The 23820-nt window shown below is 65.5% G+C and carries 20 protein-coding genes and 1 pseudogene; 11 read left to right on the forward strand and 10 right to left on the reverse strand.

Going from position 1 to position 23820, the window contains the following annotated elements; all coding sequences use genetic code 11:
• Nucleotides 1-26: 26 nt before the first annotated feature.
• Nucleotides 27-1142, reverse strand: coding sequence for a sugar-transfer associated ATP-grasp domain-containing protein (locus C936_RS0101730; RefSeq protein WP_018175026.1), 1116 nt, complete (start codon nt 1140-1142; stop codon nt 27-29).
• Nucleotides 1143-1589: 447 nt separating this feature from the next.
• Here C936_RS0101730 and C936_RS0101735 point away from each other — a divergent pair, with 447 nt between their 5' ends.
• Together C936_RS0101735 and C936_RS0101740 are read left to right on the forward strand one after the other, a co-directional pair.
• Nucleotides 1590-2165: a GNAT family N-acetyltransferase gene (locus C936_RS0101735; protein ID WP_018175027.1), complete on the forward strand. Its 576-nt coding sequence runs from the start codon at nt 1590-1592 to the stop codon at nt 2163-2165.
• Nucleotides 2166-2176: 11 nt separating this feature from the next.
• Nucleotides 2177-3241: an ATP-grasp domain-containing protein gene (locus C936_RS0101740; protein WP_018175028.1), complete on the forward strand. Its 1065-nt coding sequence runs from the start codon at nt 2177-2179 to the stop codon at nt 3239-3241.
• Nucleotides 3242-3259: 18 nt separating this feature from the next.
• Here C936_RS0101740 and C936_RS0101745 read toward each other — a convergent pair whose 3' ends face one another.
• The 6 genes from C936_RS0101745 to wecB are packed head-to-tail and all read right to left on the reverse strand — an operon-like array spanning nt 3260 to nt 9687.
• Nucleotides 3260-4381, reverse strand: coding sequence for a sugar-transfer associated ATP-grasp domain-containing protein (locus C936_RS0101745; RefSeq protein WP_018175029.1), 1122 nt, complete (start codon nt 4379-4381; stop codon nt 3260-3262).
• A gap of 39 nt (nt 4382-4420) precedes the next feature.
• Complete coding sequence (locus tag C936_RS0101750; protein ID WP_018175030.1) at nt 4421-5539, reverse strand: sugar-transfer associated ATP-grasp domain-containing protein; 1119 nt, start codon at nt 5537-5539, stop codon at nt 4421-4423.
• The gene (locus tag C936_RS0101755; RefSeq protein WP_026278798.1) at nt 5536-6534 is read right to left on the reverse strand and encodes a GNAT family N-acetyltransferase; all 999 of its coding nucleotides are present in this window, start codon (nt 6532-6534) and stop codon (nt 5536-5538) included. Before C936_RS0101755 ends, C936_RS0101750 begins: the two co-directional genes overlap by 4 nt.
• Nucleotides 6531-7526, reverse strand: coding sequence for a polysaccharide deacetylase family protein (locus C936_RS0101760; RefSeq protein WP_018175032.1), 996 nt, complete (start codon nt 7524-7526; stop codon nt 6531-6533). The genes C936_RS0101755 and C936_RS0101760 overlap by 4 nt, the downstream gene beginning before the upstream one ends.
• Before the next feature lie 13 nt (nt 7527-7539).
• The gene (locus C936_RS0101765; RefSeq protein ID WP_018175033.1) at nt 7540-8487 is read right to left on the reverse strand and encodes a polysaccharide deacetylase family protein; all 948 of its coding nucleotides are present in this window, start codon (nt 8485-8487) and stop codon (nt 7540-7542) included.
• Nucleotides 8488-8544: 57 nt separating this feature from the next.
• Nucleotides 8545-9687 carry a non-hydrolyzing UDP-N-acetylglucosamine 2-epimerase gene (gene wecB / locus C936_RS0101770; RefSeq protein ID WP_018139533.1) on the reverse strand — a complete coding sequence of 381 codons (1143 nt, stop codon included), beginning with the start codon at nt 9685-9687 and terminating at the stop codon, nt 8545-8547.
• Between the two features lie 239 nt (nt 9688-9926).
• Between wecB and tviB the strand changes: the two genes are divergently transcribed.
• On the forward strand, nt 9927-11216 hold the full coding sequence (tviB, locus tag C936_RS0101775; RefSeq protein ID WP_018139534.1) for a Vi polysaccharide biosynthesis UDP-N-acetylglucosamine C-6 dehydrogenase TviB: 1290 nt from the start codon (nt 9927-9929) through the stop codon (nt 11214-11216).
• 12 nt (nt 11217-11228) lie between these two features.
• Here tviB and C936_RS0101780 read toward each other — a convergent pair whose 3' ends face one another.
• Nucleotides 11229-12608: a hypothetical protein gene (locus tag C936_RS0101780; protein WP_018175034.1), complete on the reverse strand. Its 1380-nt coding sequence runs from the start codon at nt 12606-12608 to the stop codon at nt 11229-11231.
• 133 nt (nt 12609-12741) lie between these two features.
• On the opposite strand from C936_RS0101780, the gene C936_RS0101785 reads away from it, so the two are divergent.
• The 6 genes from C936_RS0101785 (at nt 12742) to C936_RS0101810 (ending at nt 18316) form a co-directional block, all read left to right on the forward strand.
• Complete coding sequence (locus C936_RS0101785) at nt 12742-14202, forward strand: VanZ family protein (RefSeq protein ID WP_018175035.1); 1461 nt, start codon at nt 12742-12744, stop codon at nt 14200-14202.
• Nucleotides 14183-14917, forward strand: coding sequence for a class I SAM-dependent methyltransferase (locus C936_RS0101790; protein ID WP_018175036.1), 735 nt, complete (start codon nt 14183-14185; stop codon nt 14915-14917). The genes C936_RS0101785 and C936_RS0101790 overlap by 20 nt, the downstream gene beginning before the upstream one ends.
• Nucleotides 14918-15270: 353 nt before the next feature.
• Entirely contained in the window at nt 15271-15978 is a 708-nt protein-coding gene (locus tag C936_RS0101795) for a hypothetical protein (RefSeq protein ID WP_018175037.1), read from the forward strand.
• Between the two features lie 52 nt (nt 15979-16030).
• The gene (locus C936_RS0101800) at nt 16031-16297 is read left to right on the forward strand and encodes an HPr-rel-A system PqqD family peptide chaperone (protein WP_018139539.1); all 267 of its coding nucleotides are present in this window, start codon (nt 16031-16033) and stop codon (nt 16295-16297) included.
• Nucleotides 16297-17208, forward strand: a complete 912-nt coding sequence (locus tag C936_RS0101805; RefSeq protein ID WP_018139540.1) for an HprK-related kinase A — start codon at nt 16297-16299, stop codon at nt 17206-17208. The genes C936_RS0101800 and C936_RS0101805 overlap by 1 nt, the downstream gene beginning before the upstream one ends.
• Complete coding sequence (locus C936_RS0101810) at nt 17198-18316, forward strand: nucleotidyltransferase family protein (RefSeq protein WP_018175038.1); 1119 nt, start codon at nt 17198-17200, stop codon at nt 18314-18316. Before C936_RS0101805 ends, C936_RS0101810 begins: the two co-directional genes overlap by 11 nt.
• Nucleotides 18317-18327: 11 nt before the next feature.
• Here C936_RS0101810 and C936_RS0101815 read toward each other — a convergent pair whose 3' ends face one another.
• Together C936_RS0101815 and C936_RS14880 are read right to left on the reverse strand one after the other, a co-directional pair.
• Nucleotides 18328-19098 carry a S1C family serine protease gene (locus C936_RS0101815; protein ID WP_018139542.1) on the reverse strand — a complete coding sequence of 257 codons (771 nt, stop codon included), beginning with the start codon at nt 19096-19098 and terminating at the stop codon, nt 18328-18330.
• Nucleotides 19099-19308: 210 nt separating this feature from the next.
• Nucleotides 19309-19407, reverse strand: a pseudogene (locus C936_RS14880) (formyltetrahydrofolate deformylase); the annotation flags it as partial.
• A gap of 496 nt (nt 19408-19903) precedes the next feature.
• Between C936_RS14880 and C936_RS0101830 the strand changes: the two are divergent.
• Both C936_RS0101830 and C936_RS0101835 read left to right on the forward strand, forming a co-directional pair.
• Entirely contained in the window at nt 19904-22201 is a 2298-nt protein-coding gene (locus C936_RS0101830) for a hypothetical protein (RefSeq protein WP_018175040.1), read from the forward strand.
• Nucleotides 22198-23175, forward strand: coding sequence for a toxin-antitoxin system YwqK family antitoxin (locus tag C936_RS0101835; RefSeq protein ID WP_018175041.1), 978 nt, complete (start codon nt 22198-22200; stop codon nt 23173-23175). Before C936_RS0101830 ends, C936_RS0101835 begins: the two co-directional genes overlap by 4 nt.
• The last annotated feature ends 645 nt before the right edge of the window (nt 23176-23820 follow it).

The raw sequence follows: 23820 nt of genomic DNA on the forward strand, positions 1-23820 counted from the left end.
ATGAGCTGACAGCGAGGGCATGGCGGCTAATGCAGCTGCGAAGACGAAGGAGGGCACGAGAGGCCGCCGGTTTCCAGATAGCGTTTGTCCGCCAGCAGGGCCTGCCGGATACGCTGAATGCCATCGCCAAACCCGACGTGCTGAAAACGCTCGTTCACCTCGATCAGGACTGGGCCGTTCGGGGTCAGGGCCACGTCCCAGCCGGCGGTCCGGATCGGCAGGAGGTCCCTTGCCGCGGCCTTGACCAGCTGCAGGGCCTCCACCCAGAACGGGACCTCGAATCCTTCGATCAAGGCACCCGTGGTCGGATGGTGGGTGACCCAGTCATAGCCCAGACCATTGGCGTTGAACGCCCAGGCCGTGCCCAGCCGCCCATCTTCGAGCTGTGGCAGGGCCACCACGTTGGCCGTAAAACGTCCGGTGCACGGGTCACTGATGTTATCGGTTACCGAATCGCCGACAATCAGGCGGAAGTGACAGTCCAGCACCTCCGGCTCCCCTTCCGGGCTGACCCGGGTGAACAGCCGCAATGCCGATATGGAACGGGTTCCGGTTAGTTCAGCGACACGATCATGGCTGCGCAGGCGCTGCTCGAGGATGCGATCCTCGCCATCATCGGCCAGACCGGCGACCTCCTTCGCGAACTCGGGCAGTCCGGCCTCCTCCCGTGAATCCAGCCGCAGCGCGACGATCCCGTGTCCCTGGCGGCCGTGTCTGGGCTTGGCCAGAAATGCTGCGGGTAGCCGCCGCACAAAGGCCTCCCATTGCGCGGGCGTTGAGAGCGGCTCTCCGTCGGCGTCACGCGAACCATGACGCGAAACGACCCCGAGCAGGTCGGCCACAGGGAGGTCATGGCTGCGACAGAAGTCGTGGAACATGAGCTTGTCGCGACACATCGCCGCATGCGGCGAGTTCACCGCATGCTGGAGCCCGTGCAGGCGCTCCTCACTGACGTGGGCCAGATGCTCGTTCATCGGAAGCCGCGGGTCCAGCAGACCCCGGCACAACGACTCACCCGGCAGAAATCGACCGGCGCCGTACAGCCGAAGCGCCTTCCAGGCGATGGCCGGTGTCGAGGAACCGTAGTGGTTGGCGGCCGCCTGAAACTGGCCCCACACATCTGAGCGGAAGAAGTGCCGCACGATGTGATTAGAGCGATAAAGCGCGGATGCCAATAACCCCGAGACTTTACCCACGATGGACTCCACGACTAAAAGTAAACGCCTGAACGCACTTGCTCCCGCTGGCGCAAGAGAATCCCGTTTTCCAGGTCTGAACGAGCAACCACGCCATTCCTGCAAAAGGCCGAATCCGGACGTTTCAGATTAGCAGTTCAAAACGGCGCGAAAAGGCCTGTCGCGTACCAAAAAAACCGTACCGACAGTTGCAACAACGCGATATATGCTAGGGATACGATGATTCAGGATCGCTTTCTGGCGACACATGGGCACGTAGCCGACACCGCCTTTATAGGCAGTTGATTTGAAATCAATCTGCCAACCACGCTTGCGACACTACGTGCGCCGGAACTCAGGAAGGTCTTGCTCGGCAGTCGCTGTCGTCAGCGAAGTCTGCAATGGGGGAAGCGTGTGGCCACCGTCAATGTTTATAGTCCGCGCAGCCTTTTAAAGGAGGCCCTGCACCTGGGGCTGGGCGATTACCAGTACTGGAAGGTCTTTTATATCGACCTCCCGCAACCCGCGGCCGAACTGCCCGAAGGTATCCGGGTCGAGCCGATCACCCCCGAGGACCTGGACGGCGTGGTGGATGAAGGGCTGCTCCAGCGTCGGGAGTTCGGAGGCGAAGGGGCCCAGGGGTTCGGCCTTTTTCGCGACGGTGAACTCGTGGCAGTGCAATGGTACTGGTGGGGCGCGCGTTACGAGGCCGAGCGCCAGGGGCGCAGCTGGAGACTTCCCGAGGGGGCGGCGAAATCGACCGGGCTGTACACCCTGCCCCAGCATCGCGGGCAGGGGTATGCGGCCCTGCTGAAAAGGCAGACGGCCTACCTGATGTCGCAGCGGGGCTTCACCCGCCTGTACAGCCGCATCTGGCACAGCCACAAGAGTTCGATCCGGGTGAGCGAAAAAACCGGCTGGCGGGTCGCCGGCTCCTATATCGAGATCTGCCCGTTCTCCCGGCGCATTCAACTTCGCCTGCCGGTATGACCGAGACGCCCATGCCGCAGCGCGTCGCGGTGTTCTCGGACGGGTCGCCGCTTGCCCTGAAGGTGCTGTACTGCCTGCAGCACCTCGGCGCCGAGATCCACCTGCTGGAGCTCAAGTCCCCGGGGGCCGCCCGTCACTCCCGGTACCGCGATCGCTACCAGCGCATGCCCCTGCCGGACACCCAGCCGGAAACCCTGGAAGCCTTTGGCGACCACCTGCGCGACTACTGCACACGACACCGTATCGACGGGATGGTCGGGGCCGACATCCTGGGGGCCGGCGTAGTCCACGCGCTCGCACCGCGCCTGCCGGGCGTGACGGCCTTTCCCTCCAGCAGCCTGGAGGTGCTGGGCATGCTGGACGACAAATGGACCTTTCAACGTTTCATGGAGACCCATGGAATCCCGTGTCCAAGGGCCCTGCACCTCGAAAGCCCCGCAGACCTGGAGCATCTGCAGGATGCCGGAATGGCGTTCCCAGTCGTGGTCAAACCGCTGTACGGCGAATCCAGCCATGGAATCCTTCAGGCGAAGCGGCTCGAGGACATCGAGGCCCACCTGGAGAGAGGTGGCCGCCATGCCCAATTCCCGCTGGTGGTGCAGGAATATGTGCCCGGATTCGACGCGGACCTGAGCCTGCTGGCCCGGGATGGGGAAGTGGTCTGCCATCTCCTGCAATCGCGCCGGAATCCCTGTTCGCTGGAATTCTTCACCGACGAGCGGCTGCTGGAGATCGGTCGCCGGATCGTCCGGGCGGCGAACTATACCGGCGTGGCGAATATCGACCTGCGCGTGGACGAATCGACCGGGGACGTGCGCGTACTCGAGTGCAATCCGCGCTTTTGGTACACCCTGCAGGCCTCGCTGTGGGCCGGGATCAATTTCGTCGAGGCGGGTTTTGCGCTGGCCGCGGGGAGCCCGGCGGTGCGCGCCTCCCCCGCGGCCGGTGCCTACCACCTGCACAGCCACCTGCTGAAACACCTGCTCTGGCAGCCCCGCCAGTGGCGCGGGATCGCCCCGTACAACCTGCGCGGCCTGTGGCAGGCAATGCGCGATCCGCTGCCGTTCCTGCTCTAGCGAAACAAGAGCGAGAAACTACCCGCGAAAGATCTGCTCCATCTCCCGCCTGAACCCGCGCTGATGCGCGATCTGGAGGCTGGCCAGCCCATAGGTCGTGTTGCCCTCGAGGATTAGCGGGCCCTCGGGCGTAATCGCGATGTCCCAGCCGATCGTCTTGACCTCGGGCAGGCTACGCTGGGCTTGCAGCGCGAGAGCCTTGACCTCCTCCCACAGCGGCAGCGGAGTGCCCTCGATAGGCTCGCCGGTATCCGGGTGCTCGGTCACCGGCTGGATGACCGGCCACGCTGGACTGCGCGAGGTATATCCAAGAGACAACCGACCGCTGTCCATATCCACGGCAGCAACCATGTTTCCGTTGGCCGCCAGCCCGAAATTGTCGGTGTCTCCCTCACCCGCGGTCAGCTTGATCTCGGCACAGAACAGGCGGGCCTTACCGTCACGCATGTAGGTCACGATCCGCACACAGCCCACGGCCGTGGGGGACATCAAGCCGCTGAGTTTGTCATGGGGCTGGATGCGCGACTGGGCGATGAAACAGGTCTGGCTCTGGCTGGCACGCGCCCGTACGAAATAGAACAGGTCGCTCAGAGCCGTGACCCGACCGCAGTAATGCCAACGATCATTCCGTCGAGTGGCAGAAAATGCCCCGTCGCCATACGCGCCGTCATCGGGCTTGATGAACAGGTCCTCCTCACCGGCCTGCAACACTTCCAGCCAGCGGCGGGCGCTTGTGACAACCGTCCCCGCCCCCTCGGGACTGCCCTCCACGGGAGGGGTTTCATGGCCAGGGGGGATGATCGCCTGCACCGGCGGGGTTGGCAGCCCATGGCGCACGCAGTGAGCAAAGAACAAGCTCTTTCGACTCACGGTGCTTCGATGACGCTCCGCACTGATTGCACGGAAGTGATCGCCGTACGCCTTGTTGTCGATCACATAGTCCTGCCAGTGCGAAGGGTCCACCGTGGCCAGGCGGAAGAGCGAGTAATGACGCGGTCCGATGCGATGCCGGAATCGGGCTTTGAGGACGCCGTGCATTCGGGTCGTGACGCGCGGGGCATCGGGGGTCGGCTGCGATACCGCCAGGTAGTAGCCCCTGGCACAGGAGTAGGCCTTGCGTAGGTGGCGTTTCAGGATCATTTCTTGATCACCTCCCGATCTTGATCGAGCGGGCGGATGTCACCCACGAAAGATCTGCTCCATCTCCCGCTTGAACCCGCGCTGGTGCGCGATCTGCAGGATATCCAGCCCGTAGGTCGAGTTGCCTTCCAGGATCACGGGCCCGTCCGGGGTAATCGCGATGTCCCAGCCAACCGTCCTGACCTCGGGCAGGCTGCGCTGGGCCTGGAGCGCGAGCGCCTTGACCTCGTCCCACAGCGGCACCGGAGTGCCCTCGATAGGCTCGCCGGTATCCGGATGCTCAGTCACCGGCTGGATGACCGGCCAGGCGGGACTGCGCGAGGCATAGCCAACCGACATCCGACCACTGTCGATATCCACCGCCGCAACCACATTGCCAGTGGTTCCCAGCACGAAGTTGTCGATATCCCCCTCCCCCGCGGTCAGCTTGATCTCGGCGCGAAAGAAATGGACCTCGCCATCCTTCATGTAGGTCACGATCCGCACACAGCCCACGGCCGTGGGCGACATCAGGTGCCGGAGCCCGTGATGGACATGGATGCGCGACTGGGCGATGTAGGGCCTGCGGCTCTGGTCGGCTCGCTCACGGACGAAATGGAACAGGTCGCTGAGGGTCGTGGTCCTGCCGCAGTATTCCCAGCGATCACCCCGCCGAGTGGCAGAAAATGCCCCGTCGCCATACGACCCGTCATCGGTCTTGATGAACAAGTCATCGGTGCCATCGCCAAGGCGCTCCAGCCACCGCTGGACGTTTGGGGTGACCGGCCCGGCAATATCGAGACCATCTCCAGCCGGCTTGGCGGCGCTCGTCGGGATAATGGCCCGCAACGTAGGGGTGGGCAGACCATGGCGCTGGCAGTGCTCAAAAAACAGGCTCTTGTGGTTGAGGATGCGTCGGTACCGCTCGGCGCTGCACGCACGGAAGTGGTCTCGGTAGGCTTCGTTGTCGATCACGTAGTCGTCCCACCGCGCGGATTCGACCGCTGCCAGGCGGAAGAGCGAGTAATAGCGCGGCCCGATGCGATGCTGAAACCGAGCCTTGAGTACGCCGCGCAGCCGGGTGGTGACGCGCGGGGCGTCCGGGGTCGGCTGCGATACCGCCAGGTAGTAGCCCCTGGCGCAGGTGTAGGCCTTGCGGAAATGGCGTTTCAGGATCATTTCTTGATCACCTCCCGATCATGGCCGACGGGGCTGCTGGCCCCGCCGCGGCGCAGGAAACGCTTCAGCGACTGCTTGAGACCGAGCCGGGACAGGGCCGCGGAGACGACGTCCGAAGCCAGCGTGGTGGCGGCATGGGCAAGACCCAGGGCGAGCGGGCGCGGGCGACGCCGCAGGTAATAGACATCCGCACACAGCTGGTGGGCGGAGCCGAACAGGGCCTTGTGCGGGCTGTCGCCCGGGGCGAAATCGAAATAGCGAAACCGGCCCTCCTGGAACAGGGATTCCAGCACCAGCCATTGCAGTACCGTGCCCGGCGACAGGGCGGCCACCTTCGGGTGGTAGCCCAGGTAGGCGTAGACCAGGGCCGAGTCGCGGGCCGGGCAATACAGATAAGCCACCGGCTCGCCGTCCAGGAACAGGAGGTAGGCCCGCACCTGGTCGGCAGCGGCCAGCCGCGCGCTGCGCTCGGCGAACGCGTCATCGTCCGGGAGGCCGGCGTTCAGCAGGCGCTCCTGGTAGGTCAGCCGCGAGACCTCGCGCGCGAGGCTGCGAAAGGTCTCGATCTCCTCCGGTGTGCGATAGGTGCGCCAGTCGATCGTGCCCCCGGAGGCATCGGCGAACTTGCGTACCTTGCGCCGCATCGTCTGGCGGGACTTGGAGGAGAACTTCGCCTGATAACCCGCCCAGCCCATGTCGAGATCGATGTAGTGGCGCATGTACTGGCTGGGGACGTAGCGCAGATAGCCCGCCACCCACGACAGCCGCGGCAACGGCCCCTCGACGGGCTGCGAGCGGGCCAGGTGGCCATCGGCGACGGCATCCCCGGCGTACGGGGCCTGGGCCGCCGGGCGCTGCAGGAAATGGCGGTTGTCGACCGACATTCGCAGCGAGACGTCGCCCAGCGTGATCTCGCCGATGCGCAGGGCGAGACGGACCCGCTCGACCGGATAGCGGGTCACCGAATGTCCGGCCATTGGATGGTCGGCCCTCATCCCCAGAACACCCGCTGACTGGTCCAGTTCTCCAAAGCACGCAGTGCCGCCTGGGCTGCGGGGACGGTGAGCATGGGGGTCGCCTCGCGAGGCACGGGCGTGGCCAGCACGTCGGCCATGCAGGCCGGGGTGAATCCGGGTTCCGACCGCAGAAACCGGCACAGTCGCTCCAGGCGGCGGCGGGTCAACGGATTGATGCCGGGGGTCGGCTGATCGTCCCGATAGCGCACGAACTCGAACGGGTGCGTCAGCACGACCACATCGCTGAGCCCCTGGCGCCGGGCCTGAAACAGCAGCCTGCGCATCTCCGGCCAGGAGGTGCCGGTAATGGTGAGCGACTTCAGATGGGTCCGCGGCCCCCACTGGAAATCGGTGTAGGTGGTCACCGGGAACTCGAGTACCCCGTCGATCACATGGCAGCCGCCCCGCAACTGCAGCTCCGGCTCGGCCGGCGGATAGATCGCGAGCCCGATATTGGAGGCCCGGGGGAGCCCGGCCTGCCGCATGGCAGCGTAGACCTTCAGGTCGACCTTGAGCCCGCCGGTACGCAGCACGCTGGGGGCATCCAGCCCCCAGCGGCGGAACGTCGCCCTTCCCTGTTCGATCAGGTCGGCCAGTTCCTCGACGCTGCGCCGGGTGACATTGTCGTTCGGCGGGTCGCTTTGCAGCCGCTGAACCCAGTCCGGGTGTCCGAAGTACGTCCAGCAGGGGTGCAGGTGGAGCTGGATATCGTGCCCGCGGCCGGCGATCTCGTGGGCGATCTCGCCCATCGGCTCGTCGCCGAAATAAATCGTGTTCAGCGTCTCGACAAAGAAGGTGGCACGAATCGCATACCGGTCGAGGGTGTCCAGCAGATAACCAAGACCCTCCGAGCGCCCGTTACGATGGCAGTAGACCGACGGCGGCCCGACCGGTTGGTGGGTTTGCGGCTCGCGAAAGGCCCCGGCGATGCTGAACTCGGTATCAACGGTCAAATGGACGCGGGTCGTCATCGTGTTCGCACCTTCAGTGGGCTGAAGCCAGATTGCGCGCAAGCCGCAGGCCAAAGCGCAGAGGTGTTCGATCCCAGGGGGTAAAACGCGGGAGTTGCAGCGGATCCGTGTCGCGGCCGGCGGCACCGGCCATGGTTGATACGGCGGCGTCGAACCCACTGGCACGCACCATCTCGACATGCTCCGGCGCATAGTCCTTGCCGGGACGACCGTTGGGATAGGCAAACAGGCGCACGGGACGCCCCACCAGGGCCTCGAGTTCGGCCTTGCCCTCCGCAATTTCCTGCTGCGCGGTCTCCGCATCGGTCTCCGCCAGAATCGGGTGCAGGACCGTGTGCCCGCCGATCCCCATGCCGGCATTGGCCAGCTCGCGAACCTGGTCATCGGTCATCATCAGGTCGCCGGGGGGCATGATGTGGAAGCGCGCGCCCAACGCCTCGGCGCGACGGCTGCGTTCGGCCAGCGGCCGATATTTGAGGGCCCCGATCAGGGCGTGGATCGTGGCGCGGCGCTGCGCCATGGACTCCAGTGGACGCGTGCCCAGTCCCTCCGGGGCCAGGTCCACTGCCATGGAGGGAATCCGGCGAACCGTTTCGATCAGCATGTCGTTGAACATGCAGCCGCCATTCAGATAGCCGGTGGCGACAAAGAACGTTGCCGGCACCCCCTCCTCGCGCAGGATCGGCAACGCGATCTCCGCGTTGTCGGCATAACCATCGTCGAAGGTGACCGCTACGGCCCGGGCGGGGAGCCGGCCTTCCTGCAGGCGCTCGATGGCCTCGTCCAGCGGCAGCGGGTTCATCTCCCTCGCCAGCAGGCGCATCTGCCAGCGAAAGGTCTCGGCCACCGGGTCTTCCGGTCGCAGCGGGTCGGGGTCCGCCAGCACGCGGTGATAGGCGAGGATCGTCAGGCGTGCGCGCCGGCCTTGCGGCGACAGCATGGACAGCGGTACTCGCAGCATGCGCACGATCTCCTGAACCCGCTCGGGGCGTCGGTCGGGGGAGCGCGAACGTACCGGTCAGGATTTTCTTGCGTGATTCAGCCAGTCAGCCACGACGGCCACGATGCGTTCTGCGGCATTGCCGTCCCAGTACTCCGGGATGCGCCCCTGTTTGCCCCCATGGTCCATGACCTCGCGGAAAGACTCCATCAGTCGTTGCGGATCATTGCCTACTAAAATATTGGTACCTTCATCGATCGTGATCGGGCGTTCCGTGTTCTCGCGCAGGGTGATGCAGGGCACCCCGAGGGCGGTGGTCTCCTCCTGCATACCGCCGGAGTCGGTGAGCACGACACGGGCATCCTTCATCAGTCCCAGCATCTCCAGATAGCCGGCCGGCGGCAGCACGGCGATCGGTGCCTCGCGCAGCGCAGACTCCAGCCCGAAACCTTGCAGACGGGCCTGGGTGCGGGGGTGCAGCGGGAATACCAGCGGGAGCTCCCGGGCGATGGTCACCAGGCTGTCGACCAGACGCTCCATCACCGGTGCATGATCGACGTTGGAGGGGCGGTGCAGGGTCAGCACGCCGTAGGCCCCGCTGTCGGAAAACGTATCGGCCTCCATCCCGGCCGCCCGCAGGGTCTCCTGCCACGGTACGGCACGGTCCAGGTTGTACAGCTGGGTATCGATCATCACGTTGCCGACAAAGTGCACCCGATCGGGGGCGATACCCTCGCGCGCCAGGTTGTCGCGGGCGTGGCGTTCGGTGATGAACAGCAGATCCGAGATCTGGTCGGTGAGCACCCGGTTCACCTCCTCCGGCATGCTGCGATCGAAGCTGCGCAACCCCGCCTCCACGTGGATGACCCCGACCCCCTTCTTGGCCGCCACCAGGGCACAGGCAATCGTGGAGTTCACATCGCCCACCACGAGAATGGCGCGAGGCTGCACACGGTCCAGCACGCCCTCGAAACGCATCATCACCTCGGCCGTTTGCACGGCATGCGAGCAGGAACCCACCTCGAGGTTGATATCGGGATACGGGATTTGCAGATCGGTAAAGAAGCGCTCGTTCATCGCCGGGTCGTAATGCTGCCCCGTGTGCACAAGCTGCGCCGGTATCTCGGCTTGCTGCAGGGCCCGCATCACCGGGCCGATCTTCATGAAGTTGGGGCGCGCGCCCACCACGCACAGGATGTCGCATTGCGAATCTGTAGACATATAGAGATCCCGTCGACCCCCCGACACGCCGGTTTGGCTGGGGCATTAGCGCCCAATGTAGTTCGAATTGAGGGAAATGGGCATAGGACGAAAGGACGAAATTTGTGCAGATTTTTCATCATTGTCCCGCCATCCATGTTGTGCCTAAGCTCGCAATACCGTGGCTTCCCAGGCGCAAAAGGCACTGACCTGGTGAGACGCCCTGCCACTCAACTCGCTGCACGGAAGAGCCCTCACTCATGCATGCACTCCCCTCATCGGAAGAGATTCGCCTCGGGGTTATCGGACTGGGTTATGTCGGGCTGCCGCTGGCGGTCGAGTTCGGCCGGGTCTGGCCGACCCTGGGATTCGACATCCAGCCCGGCCGCATCCAGGACCTGAAGAACGGCATCGACCGCACCCGCGAGGTCGAGCCGGAAGATCTCGCTGCCGCGACGCAGCTGGACTACACCACGGAACTCGGGGCGCTGCGCGCGTGCAATGTGTTCGTGGTGACCGTGCCGACGCCGATCGATGCCCACCGCCGACCGGACCTGCGCCCCCTGCTCGGGGCCACCCATACCGTGGGCCAGGTGCTCAAGCGCGGTGACGTGGTGATCTACGAGTCGACGGTCTATCCGGGGGCGACGGAGGAAGACTGCGTCCCGATCCTGGAACGGGAATCCGGACTGACCCACAACGAGGATTTCTTCACCGGCTACAGCCCCGAGCGGATCAACCCCGGGGACAAGGCACACCGGGTCACCTCCATCAAGAAGGTCACCTCGGGCTCGCTGCCGGAGGTGGCGGACTTCGTCGATGCCCTGTATGCGCGCGTCATCACGGCCGGTACGCACAAGGCCGAGAGCATCCGCGTGGCCGAGGCCGCCAAGGTGATCGAGAACACCCAGCGCGACGTGAACATCGCCCTGATCAACGAGCTGGCGCTGCTGTTCGAGCGCCTGGGCCTCGATACGGAAGCGGTCCTGCAGGCCGCCGGGACCAAATGGAACTTCCTGCCGTTCCGGCCCGGGCTGGTGGGCGGGCACTGCATCGGGGTGGACCCGTACTACCTGACCCACAAGGCCCAGGCCGTCGGGCACCACCCGGAGATGATCCTGGCTGGGCGCCGCGTGAATGACGCGATGGGGGCGCACATCGCGGACGCGACCATCCGCGCACTGGTGCGCAAGGGGATCAATCCGGTGGGGGCGCGCATCCTGCTGATGGGCCTGACCTTCAAGGAAAACTGCCCGGACCTGCGCAATACGCGCGTGATGGACATCTACCATACGCTGAGCGGGTACAACACGGAGGTCGTCGTGTTTGATCCCTGGGTCGACCCGGAGGAGGCCGAGCACGAATACGGCATCACCCCGATCACCGCGCCTCCCGAGGCGGACTCGTTTGACGCCATCATCGTGGCGGTGCCCCACCAGGCGTTCCTGGACATGGGAGTGGAAGCGATCCGTGCACTCGCGCACCCGCAAGCGGTCCTGTTCGATGTGAAATCGGTCTTCCCTCGCGAGGCCAGCGACCTGCGCCTGTGACCGCGCGGGCCGCTACCGGGCTGCCGGCCCGACGCCTTCGCGCCGCCCCGGATTGGCCTCGTAGCCGCCCGCGTAGGCCCCGAATCGGGGCTGACTGCGATCGCGGTCGTTGTAGTCGCGACCCAGACCGGGAGGTAGAGGACTTTGGAACTCGGGCAAACCTTCGTACCCCGGCATCCCTTCCAGCGGGAACAGATCGAGCTCCGCAAGCGGCCCGCGCGGGCGCACCAGGTAGGCCGAAGCCCGTTCGAAGCCGGCCTCGTGGTTGATTTCCGTTTGCGCCGTGCGCGCGGCATCAATCGCGGGGTCGGCGAAGACCGCATTCCCGGCAATGACCTGTTCATAGCGCCGATCGCCGGGAACCAGTCGTATCCCGAACTCTCGTGCGACCACGGTGTTGTGGACGATCAGGACATCCTTCGGGATGTGGTTGTGCGGCTGCACGATCAGGGCACTGCCGGCATCGTTGAAAAACAGGTTGTTGTACAGAGCCAGGCGGCCTTCGCCCTGAAAGAGGCGCTGGTGGGGGTTCTGGTAGAACAGGTTGCCGTAGATCCAGTACCAGTCGTGCTGCCCGGGCCCCTCGGGCGGGAAGTGTCCCACCAGCAGATTGGGCCGCGCGCGATGGCCGCTGCTCGCGCGCTCCGCCTTGCTGAACACGTTGTGGCGGATAATGGTGGCATGGGGTTCGGTCGGCATCCCCGCGCGCGGGGTTCGCGGACGCTGGTGCTTGATCTGCATGCTGTAGCCCAGGGTACGACCAATAAAGTTGTGCTCGATCAGGCCCGCGACAAACGGCCCCGTACCATCGGGCCGCCCGAGGTACATGCCAGTACCGACATCGCGAATGTCGTTGTGGCGGATGGTCCAGTTCCAGGCGGCGGCTCGGGTGGTGATGCCGCTGTTGCCCTGCGAACGGTCGTAGCCGCGGATGGTCAGGTGCTCCAGGGTGATGTCGTGGGCATATTCACTGTCGTGCTCGACTACGACCCCGGCGATATTGTGCCCGCCCCCCTCCAGGGTCAGGTGCCGGATCACCAGGTGCGCGGCATTGATCAGGCGAATGGTATTGCTGCCCGAACGTCCGCGGAGGATGGCCGGGTCTCCCGAACCCGGGCCGGTGATCACGATCGGCCGCTCGGCCGTCCCGCTAATGCCCCGCAACACCAGCGGGTCGGCATATTCGCCCGGGGCGAGCTGAAGATGATCGCCAGGGCGCAGCTGGCGCACGGCACGGCGCAATCCCTCCGGGTCGGTCTGCAGCACGCGGGTCGCGGCTGCGGGGGCCTCGGACGCCCCGCCCGGTCGTGGCATGTCGGCGCCCGCCGTCATCATGGCCAGCAGCATCACGCCCGCCAGCACCCATGCCCGGGACACAAGCGAGTGGAACATTGACCGCCCTGCCGTCATCACCGCACTCCCTGCCCGGGGCCTGCGAAACCAGCCCGCGCTCTGGCGATTGGAGGGGCCATACTCCGGTGTATGCCCCCTTGTCAGGTTAGACCATGTGCGAGCGCGGCAACCCATGACACGCAGACGCGAACCACTGGCCCTGTGGACCTGTGTCATCGGGGCGTGGCTGTCCCTGGGATTTGCCCTCTACCTGACGTTGCTGCCGTTCGAGTTCGGCGGGATGGGTCTGGAGGAGGCGTGGTCACTCTACCGCGACATGAGCCTGCAGGGACCCGGCACCAGCGGGCGCGCCCAGTTCATGGCCAATGTCATGATGTTCATGCCGCTGGGCTTTTTCTGGATGGCCTGGCTCACCTATGGCCGCAGTCACCTTGTATGGCATCTGGGGGCCCTCGCCCTGGTCGCCCTTCTGGGGCTGGCGACCACGGCAACGGTGGAGTTCCTGCAGATCTGGCTGCCCTATCGCTATCCGGCCGGAGCGGACATCGCGGGCAATTTTCTCGGTGCGGTGGTCGGGGCCCTGATGTGGTGGGGACTGCGCCGACCGCTGCTGCACTGGCGAGGCCAGCTCGCAGGCCCAAACCGTGTCATCGTGCCTGCCGTCCTGATCGCCTATGCGCTCCTGTACGTCGCGATCGGCCTGGCGCCGTTCGACCTGGTCCTGTCCAGCGCCGAGTGGAGCCAGCGTCTCGGCCCCAGTGCCTGGGGTCTGTGGGTAGCCACCGGGGCCTGTACGTCCGGTCTTCGCTGTATCTCGGAGCTGGGCCTGACACTGGTGGCCAGCGTGCCCGTCGGGACCCTGCTCGCGTACGGGCTCAGGGGGCGCCCGTCCGCGAACTGGGCCGTCCTGGTGACCCTGGCCGCGCTCCTGGCCATCCTGCTGGAGGCCCTGAATCTTGCCACGCTCTCGGGGATCGCGGAGGGCCGTTCGGCCGTGCTGCGGGGCCTCGGGTTTGTCACAGGGATGCTCCTGTACGCATACCTCTCGCCGCCGCAGGTGATGCAGGCCCTGCGGCGTGCCGCGATCCCGCTCCTGGTCGTTGCCGCGCCACTGTACGGGGCGGCACTGCTGGTCCTGAACCATGACCTGGGCCCCTACCACTGGAACCCGGCGGCCATCTCGGCACAGTGGGCCCAGCTCAATCTCTGGCCGTTCTATTACCACTACTTCGTCGGCGAAACCGTGGCCCTGCGCAGTGCGGCGCTGCATGTGGCCATGTATCTGCCGCTGGGCGCACTGATATGGCTGGCGCAGATCCGGCGCCCGCTGCATCCGCGCCAGTTGCAGTGGCTGGCCGCCCTCGGCGGGCTGCTCGTGGCGCTGCTGATGGAAGGCGGCAAGCTGCTGGTCGTGGGGCTGCGGCCCGACCCGGCCAGCCTGGTCCTGGCCACGGCGGCCGCCTGGGGCATGACGACCGCGCTGCACTTCCTGACGCGCCTTGCTACCGAAACCAGTACCACGAGCCGCACCCGGGCCCGGCCATTCGGTTCGGCGCCAGTCACGGCTGGGCGGTCTACAGTCATCAACGAGCCAGCCAGGCGGGAAAACGAACGTGACGAACTCCAGTTTTGAGCAGCGCTGGCGCCAGCGCTTTACCCAGCGCGGCAGCCAGTGCGACGACGACGCGGCCATCGCGGGCTGGACGCCCACCGGGCTGGCCAGCCGGATACGCCAGTTCCAGTCGCTCTGGCAGCAGGCCCGTCCCGAAGGGGCACGATGGCTCGATATCGGCTGCGGGGCCGGCACCTATACCCGGCTGCTTCAAGCCGAAGGGCGCAGCCCGATCGGGCTGGACTACTCCGCCCCGTCGTTGCACAAGGCACGGCAGCGCAGCCCCGCGTCGATCGACTGGCTGGCGGCGGATGTCCACCGCCTGCCGTTCGCCGATGGCGAGTTCGATGGTGTGCTCTGTTTCGGGGTGATGCAGGCGCTGGCCGACTCGCGCCCGGCACTCGCGGAGATGCATCGCGTGCTGCGCCCCGGCGGCGAGATCTGGGTGGATGCGCTGAACGCCAGGACATGGCCCACCGTGCTGCAGGAACGCCGACGGGTCCGGGCCGGAAAGGCACCTCATCTGCGCTACGAGGCGCCCGACTCGCTGCAGGCGGCCGCGCGGGCGGCCGGCCTGCAGCCGCTGGCGTGTTACTGGCTGCCCCTGGTCCCGGGCCGGCTGCATAAGCTCCAGGGCCCGGCCGAAAGCCGCTGGGCCAGGACCATTTGGCAGGGATCGCCGTGGATCGCGCAGCGGTTGTGTCACTCGTTCATCCTGCGTGCACGCAAAGGCTGAATGTAAAAGGGGGTGACACTTCTGCGTGTCCCCGGGTGTGCCGGTATTGGCGAACGACGACAACTGTCAGCGCCTTTTACAAATAACTTCTCAGAAAAGCCCACGGCGGACCCTTGGTATGAGAAAAAGCCTTCCAAACAGCCGATTACATCGTTGTTGATTTGGGGTATAGATATTGCTCTGTGTTTTGGTTGTCGCGGCGAATGCGTGCGGCAGTAATAAATATCGCGACGGAATGCGAGGCCCCGGGTCACCCGGACTAGTATCAAACCAGGAGTCTGGATTGTCCGCGTCTCCCTAGGCGCGATACCGCTCCAGCCAACGCCCGGTCCCGAAAATTATGGAGGGACACGATGGAACAAAACGACAACCAGGACTCGAGCCAGCGCCAGGAGGGGCTGGGTACGCACGGCCGCAATCGGCGTCGCCTGAGCCGGGCGATGCTCGGGGCCACCCCCCTGCTGATGACCTTGCATGCCTCGCCGCTGAAGGCGGCCGGTGCGAACTGCATGCCCTCGGGCTGGGCGTCCGGCAATGTGTCGCGCCACGACGGGCCCCAGGACTGCGGCGGCCACTCCCCCGACTACTGGAGCGGGGGCTATGACCCGACGCATGCCAGTCTTTCGCGAAATGTAAGTGCCCAGGGCCGTGGCGGCGGTCAGCTGTTCAACAGCGCCTCCTTCCACAGCCATCCGGAATGGCGGCTGGCGGTGGAGTCCGGCGTCCTGTTCGACTCGAACTACGGCTTCCCGGGCGTGAGCCGGGGCTTCCAGGAAGAGGAGGGGGATCTCACCATGATCGGGGCCGTCTCCGCTTCGGTGTTCGTGCTGGATGTGCAGGGGGCCGCCGAACGCGAAGTGATCCGCTACGGGACCGCCGCACTGTTGAATGCCCGATACACCAACGGGTACCCGCTCTCCGAACGCCTGGTCCGGGACATCGTCACCGACACCCTGGAGCATGGCCACTACGAGACCGATGGCGGCGACCGCCTGTACCCCGAGCAGGTGTATCGGTTCCTGGAGAACACCATGGGCCTCCCGAGCTGGGGGTCCGCCTGAGCCATTCATTCCGTAATGGCCGCCGTAATGACCGGAACCCAGGGGGAACAATATGTCGCGCCGCAGGTGGCAACGGACTGACGGGCTGCAGCAGCGCACCCTGGGGCAGGAGTGCGTGGTGTTTCACCCCGGGGCCGGTACCACCCACCTGCTGACACCCGCGGCCGCCGCACTGATGGACGGTCTGGCCGAGGGCGCGGCGATGGACGAGGCCACCCTGGCTCGGCACCTGGGCCTGTCGGAGAAGGACGCGGTGGCCGAACTGGGGCGCTGGCTGTCCAACCTGCAAACGGCCGATCTGATCCGGGAACACCCCTGATGCGGATCGCAGATCTGGGACAGGCCCGGCTCCAGCGCAGCCTGACGGGCCGTGGCCTTTATCTGCGCACTGGCCCCTTCACCAGCCGCATCCAGAGCCCGATCGCCAGCGTGGTCCGGGGTATCGAGTCGCTGTACCGGGACTTCGAAGTAGCCGACCACTCGAGTTTCTACGACTTCCACTGCGAGCTGCGCGCGCCGCGTTCCCACCGCCGCTTCTATCGGCCCCAGGTCCTGTTTCTCGCCGACCGTCGCAGCGTCTTCAAGCCCCTGGCCTACCACCAGGCCTATCCGATGCTCGAATGGGGACTGAACTGGTGCATCGCCAACCAGGTGCCGCATCGACTGGTGCTGCACGCGGCCGCCCTGGAACGCGACGGGAAGGCCCTGATCCTGCCCGCGCCGCCGGGCTCCGGGAAAAGCACCCTCTGCGCAGCCCTGGCCCATCACGGATGGCGCCTGCTGACGGACGAGTCCGTACTGGTGGACCTGGCCTCCAGTGAGGTTTCCGGACCCGCGCGGCCGGTCAGCCTGAAAAACGACTCGATCCGCGTAATCCGCGATGCCTGCCCCTCGGCGGTTCTCAGCACACCGATCGCGGACACGCTGAAGGGCGCCGTGGCACACATGCGCCCGCCGACGGATGCCGTGCGCCGCAGTCACGAGACCGCCCGGCCCGGGTGGATCGTGTTCCCGCACTACCAGCCAGGAGCCTCTACCCAGCTGAAACCGCGCACGGCGGGTTCCGGGTTCATGCAGCTGATCGCCAATGCCTTCAATTACGCCGCCCTCGGTGCACGAGGCTTTCACAGCGCCGGACGACTGGTCGAACAGTCCGCATGCTTCGACTTTTCCTACAGCCGTCTGGACGAGGCTATAGAGCAGTTCAACAGGCTGGCCGATGGACGCTGACACCGCACTGCGCCTGGCCCTGGCACGGCCGGAGAGCATGGCCGAGCGCACGACGGCCGAATGGGCCCCGCTACTAGCGGCCGCGCGCGAGAGCGCCCTGCTGGGTACGCTCTGGCACCTCGCGGACGACGCGGGCCTGGCGGACGGCCTGCCGGAACCGGTGGCCAGCCACCTCTGGGGCGCCGCCCTGATCGCCGAGCACCGCTCGCAGGCCCTGGCCTGGGAACTGCGCCGCCTGGACAACGGGCTGCTCTCGCGGATGAGTCCGGGTGTCGCGCTGAAAGGGGCGGCCTACCTGGCCGCCGGGCTGCCGAATGCGCGTGGACGGCTGGCCAACGACATCGACCTGCTCTTTCCCCGCAACGAGGTGGAACGGGCCGAGAAGCTCCTGTTCTTCGAGGGCTGGTCGGGCACGCATCACAATGTCTACGACCAGCGCTACTACCGCGAGTGGATGCACGAACTGCCTCCACTGGTGCACCAGCACCGGGGTACCACGCTGGACCTGCACCACAACATCCTGCCGGAGACCTTCCGCGGCCATCCCGATCCCGCCCGCCTGCGGCAGCAAAGCGAGGCGCTCCCGGAACCCTTCCGCTTCCGGATCCTGTGTCCGGCGCATCTGGTACTCCACGCAATCGTGCACCTGTTCTCGGAGACGGAATGGGATCGGGGCCTGCGCGACCTCTACGACATCCATGTGCTGCTCAGCCATTTCAGTGCACGTGACGGCGACGCCTTCTGGGAACACTTCGTCGCGGAAGCCGAGGCCCTGAACATCGCCTGGATGGCGGAACGCGCGCTGTGGGCCACGAACCGACTACTGCTGACCGAGATCCCGCCCGAGCCCGTGAAACGGCTGGCCCGGGCACGCGCGGGCATTGCCCTGCGGGGACTTGGCCGCTGGGCGTTCGTGCACGGGCTGCACACGCGCGCCGGCTCGGTCACCCCGCGCCGCGATGCGGTCGCACGGGGCATGCTGTTTCTGCGTGGGCACTGGCTCAAGATGCCGGCCGGCCTTTTGGCGCGACACCTGTTCCACAAGGCCTTTCTCGCCGAGAAACCGGAGACGGCCACAGCCCAGCCGCAGCCGGAACAGCACGGTTAGGGGTCACTGAATCAATCGCCCGCCCGCGAGCGGTACTGTTCCAGCAGGGGGCGAATACGGTCCGATGGGATGGCGTAGGTGATCCCGCTCGGATTGCGCACGGCCGCTTCCCGCCCGCCCTGGACATAGACCTGGTTGATTACTCCGATCACCTCGCCGGTGTCCTTGCGGTACAGGGGACTGCCGCTGTTGCCCGGGTAGGCCGTGGCATCCAGCTGGAAGACCATTGGCGGGGCATTGCGCAGGGCGCGTATGCGGCTGTCATCCAGCTCCGCGGCACGGCGCGCCGGGATCGCCATCGGGGTCATCGCCGAGATGCCCGCGCGATGCGTGGCCGGGTACAGCCCCAGGATCATGCCAATGGGGTAGCCGGTGAACGCGACCTCTTCTCCGACCCGCACCCGGCTGGAGTTGCCGAGTTGCAGCGCGGGAAGGGAGGGCGCGGCGATGCGCAACAGGACGAGGTCATCGCTCGCGGCACGGGCCACGACCTCGGCATGATGGATCGTGTTGTCCCGACCCTGGCCACTGACCACCACCAGCCTTTCGCGGTTGCCCTGGTCCAGACTCCCGGGCAGGACATGATCGTTGGTGACCACCAGACGGCCATCGTCGATCACAAAGCCGGTCCCGAGGTACTGGGCGCGCGGGCTGCGGGTGGGCTGATAGGTCGCGATACTCACCACCGAGGCCTTCACCCGCTCGGCCGTATCGGGCAGCGGATCGGCGAGCGCGGGGCCCGGCCCAACTACCAGGGCGAGCAGCGCAAGCGGTATCGCCATCCACAACGGGGCCCGCGGGCGCCGGTAACGAACGGGCCATCGAAGGCCCCCAAGAAGGTGTCCCCATCCCCACATGCCGCGCCCTCCAGCCCTGTTGCCAACCCTCTAGAGAATAGCGCGCAGAGCACGGCCCGACGGGCCTTGCGGGCATGCAATAACTCAGCCGTGCGGCGGCAAGAAGGAGGGCCAGACTCAGCCCCGACTAGGCGGTCAGTCGAAGACGACGGTCTTGTTGCCGTGGGTGAGGACGCGGCCCTCGAGGTGATAACGCAGGCCGCGGGCGAGGGCCCAGCGTTCCACGTCGCGGCCCACACCACTGGGTCGTTCGGCGTGGGCCTTACCGGTTGCGGAAGGCTGATGCCGGCAAGCTGGAGTGGTCCGTCTGGTGCTGTCTCCCGTGCCAGGATTTCGATCGCACTGGCCCGGGGCGCCGGTGCCATAAGCGAAGCCAGGTCCGCACCGAGGATGTGCGCCCCGGCTTCCGCTTAGTCGAAGTCTTTGCGATCCAGCAGGCTGGCATGCTCCTCGAACAGACGATCACGATTGGCGGCATCCAGGTGCGTATCCACAGGGAGCGTCCTTTACCGAGGAGGTCCCGTTCTCGGCAAGGATGAACGGGGTTGGCGGGTGTCGGAGCGCCAAGGGCGGTGACACCACGGACGGAAAAGTGATCCCGTTCAAAAGCGCTGAATAAGCCTTGGTTTTGTCGGTGCATTGACACATGGCACTACGAGTACCATTTGGAGCCCGAACCAATATGCCGCAACCCAAGCGGTGCTGAAACGACAACTGAAAGGGACTTCGAATGCAGTACCGTTATGCCCTGCCCGTGCTGTGCGCAGGTCTGCTCGCCGCGTGTAATCCCTTCGATGATGACAAGGTCCGCTTCCAGCCGGATGCCGGCGACGAGCGTACCTTCCAGGTGGTCCAGCTGGTCGAAGCCGACGTCGAGTCACCGTTCGGTAACCAGACTGAGCAGTTAACGACCGAGATGCTGGTGAGATACCGGGTCGAGGAAGGTGGCGCCGGTCTGGTCATCCGCACGATCCCGCTCTACTTCATGGCCGGGGACGGCCGTGGCCCTCTGTTCAGTAGTGTTGAGGTGGGCTCCCGCGACCTGTCGGTGCTTGGGGACATCATGTCTGCAGGCTTCCTGGCGGATCTAGACCCCGAAGAAGGGCGAATGACCGGGTTCCGGGCCGCCGACGGTGAGCTCTGGGCCCAGTTCGAGGAGGAGCATCCCCATATCTCCGAGGTCATGGGTGATCTGGAGGAGCAGCTTGGGCAGCCCGGGCTCCTTACCGCCTTGCCGGCGGAGGAGGGTGCCGAACTCACCATGGACGGATGGGGCGAATGGCCTGAACTGGGCGTCACGGTTGCGGAGGTGTCCGACAGTCACGTCACCGTGTTGGTGGAGGCGGAGCGACAGGGTGACAGGGTCTTTGGCGTGATGGTGCTCGACCGGGAGACCGGATGGATGGAGCGCCTGTTCGCCGTGTCCGAGACGGACATGGAAGAGGACCGGTTCAGCGGACGTGTCAGGCAAAGCCTGGCCATGGTGCCGGAGGGCTGGGAGCATGACTTGCCAGGAATGTTTGACCTGGCCCGACACAATGCCGGCCTCGAGCCGGAGTTGGCAGAGCTATGGGAGCCTTATGGCGCTGCCACAGAGGACGCAGCGGCCAGTGCCGATGAAGTTTGGCCCTCCGATATCGGCGTGCTCGACCGCGACAACGGTCGCGAGCTTCAGCTGAAGCTCGAACACCTGATCAACCCGGAAAGCGTCCAGACGTTCGGTCAGATGCGGGTTTCCGGCCTGCGGTTGCTGGACAAGCACGGAGACGAGGTGGATCTGGCGGTTCATTCCTCGCCGCCGACGATGCAGTACGGGTTCGATGATTCTCGGCGAATGAGCACCGTGCATACCCTCCATCCGCTGGGCTGGCAGGATATGACCGACCGGCTTCAGGCGGTCGAGGCAATCCAGGCGGAGGCCGCCTGGCACCCGGTCACGGTACATGAAGTTGAAATAAGCCTTGATGACGAGGCCGAAACCCGCGAGGTCGAGACAGGCGGAGCGCGGTTCAAGGTGACGGCCCTGGATGCCGCCGGCGAGTACCGGGTGGACTACTGGGGTGGGCCGGGGCAGCTCTATCCCTGGTGGATCAGCCCGGCTCCGGGTGCAAGAGGAATGCTGCTGAGGACCGAGCCCGATGCCTTGCCAGAATGGTTCGGGTTCGAGGAGGCTGTGATGCTGGATTCGATACGCCATGAATACCAGCGGGTCAGCTTCCATCTCGCCTTCGACGAACCGCCGGAGCAGCTGACCTTGCCCGTTTACAGCCATGCGGATGAGCCGGCCTTCACCCGTTCGCTGCGTTACATGACCCGGGAGCAGCGCCTGGCAGACCTGGATGTCCCACCCCCCGGCTCCAGGCCTCTCTTCCACCAGACCGAAGAGGACTTCGGTTCGGCAGACGGGCGGCTGTCGGACCCGGGCGGTGAGCCGGTGCCTTTCGGAGAAGAAAGCAATCAGCTGCATGTGGTGCTCAGCGGCGATCAGCAGCTCCGTTGTCGGCTCACCGTGGAGAACGATGCGCAGGTTCAGGGACGCGCCCTGGTCTGGACGCCGGAGAGGAGCACCTGGTGGTCCGGTGATGAGGGCGTGCAGTTGCCGCACAGGCAGCGTTACACCCTGCGCACCGAAGATGGACATCACCAGTACTTCTACGACCTGGAGGTCGAGTCGCGGTTGCGTTGCCGCGGCGGCGACGAATGGGTGCCTGTCCGGCACGCTCTGGATGACCGCCCCTGGATGGTGGACCTGCGCGCGCTTCTTGGTGACGAGTTCGATGAGGATCTCGCCATGCGCACACTCCTCACCGATTACCGTTTCCTGGACGCCCAGGGGGAGGCCTTGGGGGTGTTGCCCAATGGCCGGGAAGAGCTGGCAGGCGGATTGGCAGAGGCCAGCCTGTCAGCCTACCTGGAGGAGGAGCATTACATCAGGGTGATGGGAGAGGCCGTGGGTGTCGAACAGCGCGTGGCCCGCGATGAAACCCTCGACCGTCGTTGGACCAGCGAGCTGCCGCCGCTTCCGTGAACAAGCAGGCGAAGGGAACCCTGATCATGAAACATGGCATCCAAACCCGGCTGGGCGCCGTCCTGCTTGCCGCCGTCCTTCTTGCCGGTGCCCCGTCCCTCGCCGTTGCCGATGACCAGCCCGCAGCTCAAAACGAGGGTCACCACCATGAGGCCGAGCGCCTGCCCCAGAGCCATTATCAGGCGAGAGACAGGGAGGGCAAGCACCAGCGTTTCCATGACAATGGCGTACTCGCCGAGGAGGGGCAGTACGAGGCGGACCAACGTGTAGGTGAGTGGCGAAGCTATAACGAAGACGGTGACAAGGTGGCCTTCCGGCTTTACGACCAGGGCCGTCTTGTGGTGGAGCGCCGTTATGACGATAGCGGTGAATTGACCCGTAAGGTGGAACCCTGGGATACGCCCCATGGCCCGGGCAGCCGCATTCGCCGGTTTAGCGAGCAGGAACTGGTGGAAGAGGTGATCGAGACCTACACCGGCAACTGGGCTTCGATCAGGCTGTTCGATGACGAAGGAGCCGTTAAAACCCGGGGAGAGCGGCTGGACGGACAGCGGGTGGGGACCTGGCAGAAGCCGAAAGAAGGGGGCGTGTTGACCCGCCGCTACGACGATCAGGGGCATCGGCATGGCCAGTGGGTTCTCGAAAGCAAATCGGGCGAACGCCTGCAGTGGGGGGCCTACGATCGCGGTGTTTCGGTGGGCGAGTGGCGCTACAGAGACGGTTGGGCCCAGGAGCTTGGCGAGGGTCGGTTTGATGATGCGGGTAACCGGGTTGGTGAATGGGGGGTCTTGAACGAGCACGGTTACGTTCGGCGAAAAGAGTCCTATCGGGAGGGTCGCATTGAGGGTCGGCGGTATCACTTCCGTGACGATGGCAGCCTGGAGCGATATGCGGACTACTCGGGCGGCGAGCAGGTCGGGCCATACACCCACTTCGAACCGGGTGATCGCGATGGCCGTAAGGGCTACTGGTGATCATCCTGGCCGAAGGTCAGTGCTCAGTGGCAATAGCGACCGATGCTGTCGGAATTGAAACAGTCTTCTTTCGATCCATAATGCTATGAGCATTGAGCCGCATTTCGCCGAGCCGGCCGGCGGGGCTCTCTTTTGCAGCGCTTCAATTTGACTATACGCGGGGGCAAGTAGACCACCTTCATGGCCGGTTTACCTCGCGACCAAGGGCGGTTCTCATGTGCTGTTAAGGAGGTGCACCGGTTGATCGGTTCCGATGTGCCCCGGGCCGGGACACCCAGTTGCGTAACGAACCGACCCTGACGGCGGGCGCCGAGCAGATCGGGCGCTTTTGGGAGATGCGCCGCCAACGTTGAACGCGATCGCCGCACCCGCGAAGCGCCGCTGAATGCCGGCTGGGGGATCCTCTTGCTCTGGGAGTGCGGGCTCAAGGGCCGGACAGTCGAGCACGACCTTCAGTGGACTGCCGGACTGGATACGGCTTGCCGGGCGCTATTGTGCATGACCAGCCTCCGCGCGGGACGCCGGCGACCATGCTTCCAGGCCCTCCGGCCCGGCTCCCTGATGAGCATGGTGCCAAGTTTTGCAGTGCTTCCGGGCCGTTTCGGTCGGTGGGAAGGCCCGCACGGCTTCCGGCCGCGCGCGAGG

Origin of the sequence: Thioalkalivibrio sp. ALJ4 (assembly GCF_000377225.1) — a bacterium.
In the GTDB taxonomy this organism is placed as follows: Bacteria; Pseudomonadota; Gammaproteobacteria; order Ectothiorhodospirales; family Ectothiorhodospiraceae; genus Thioalkalivibrio.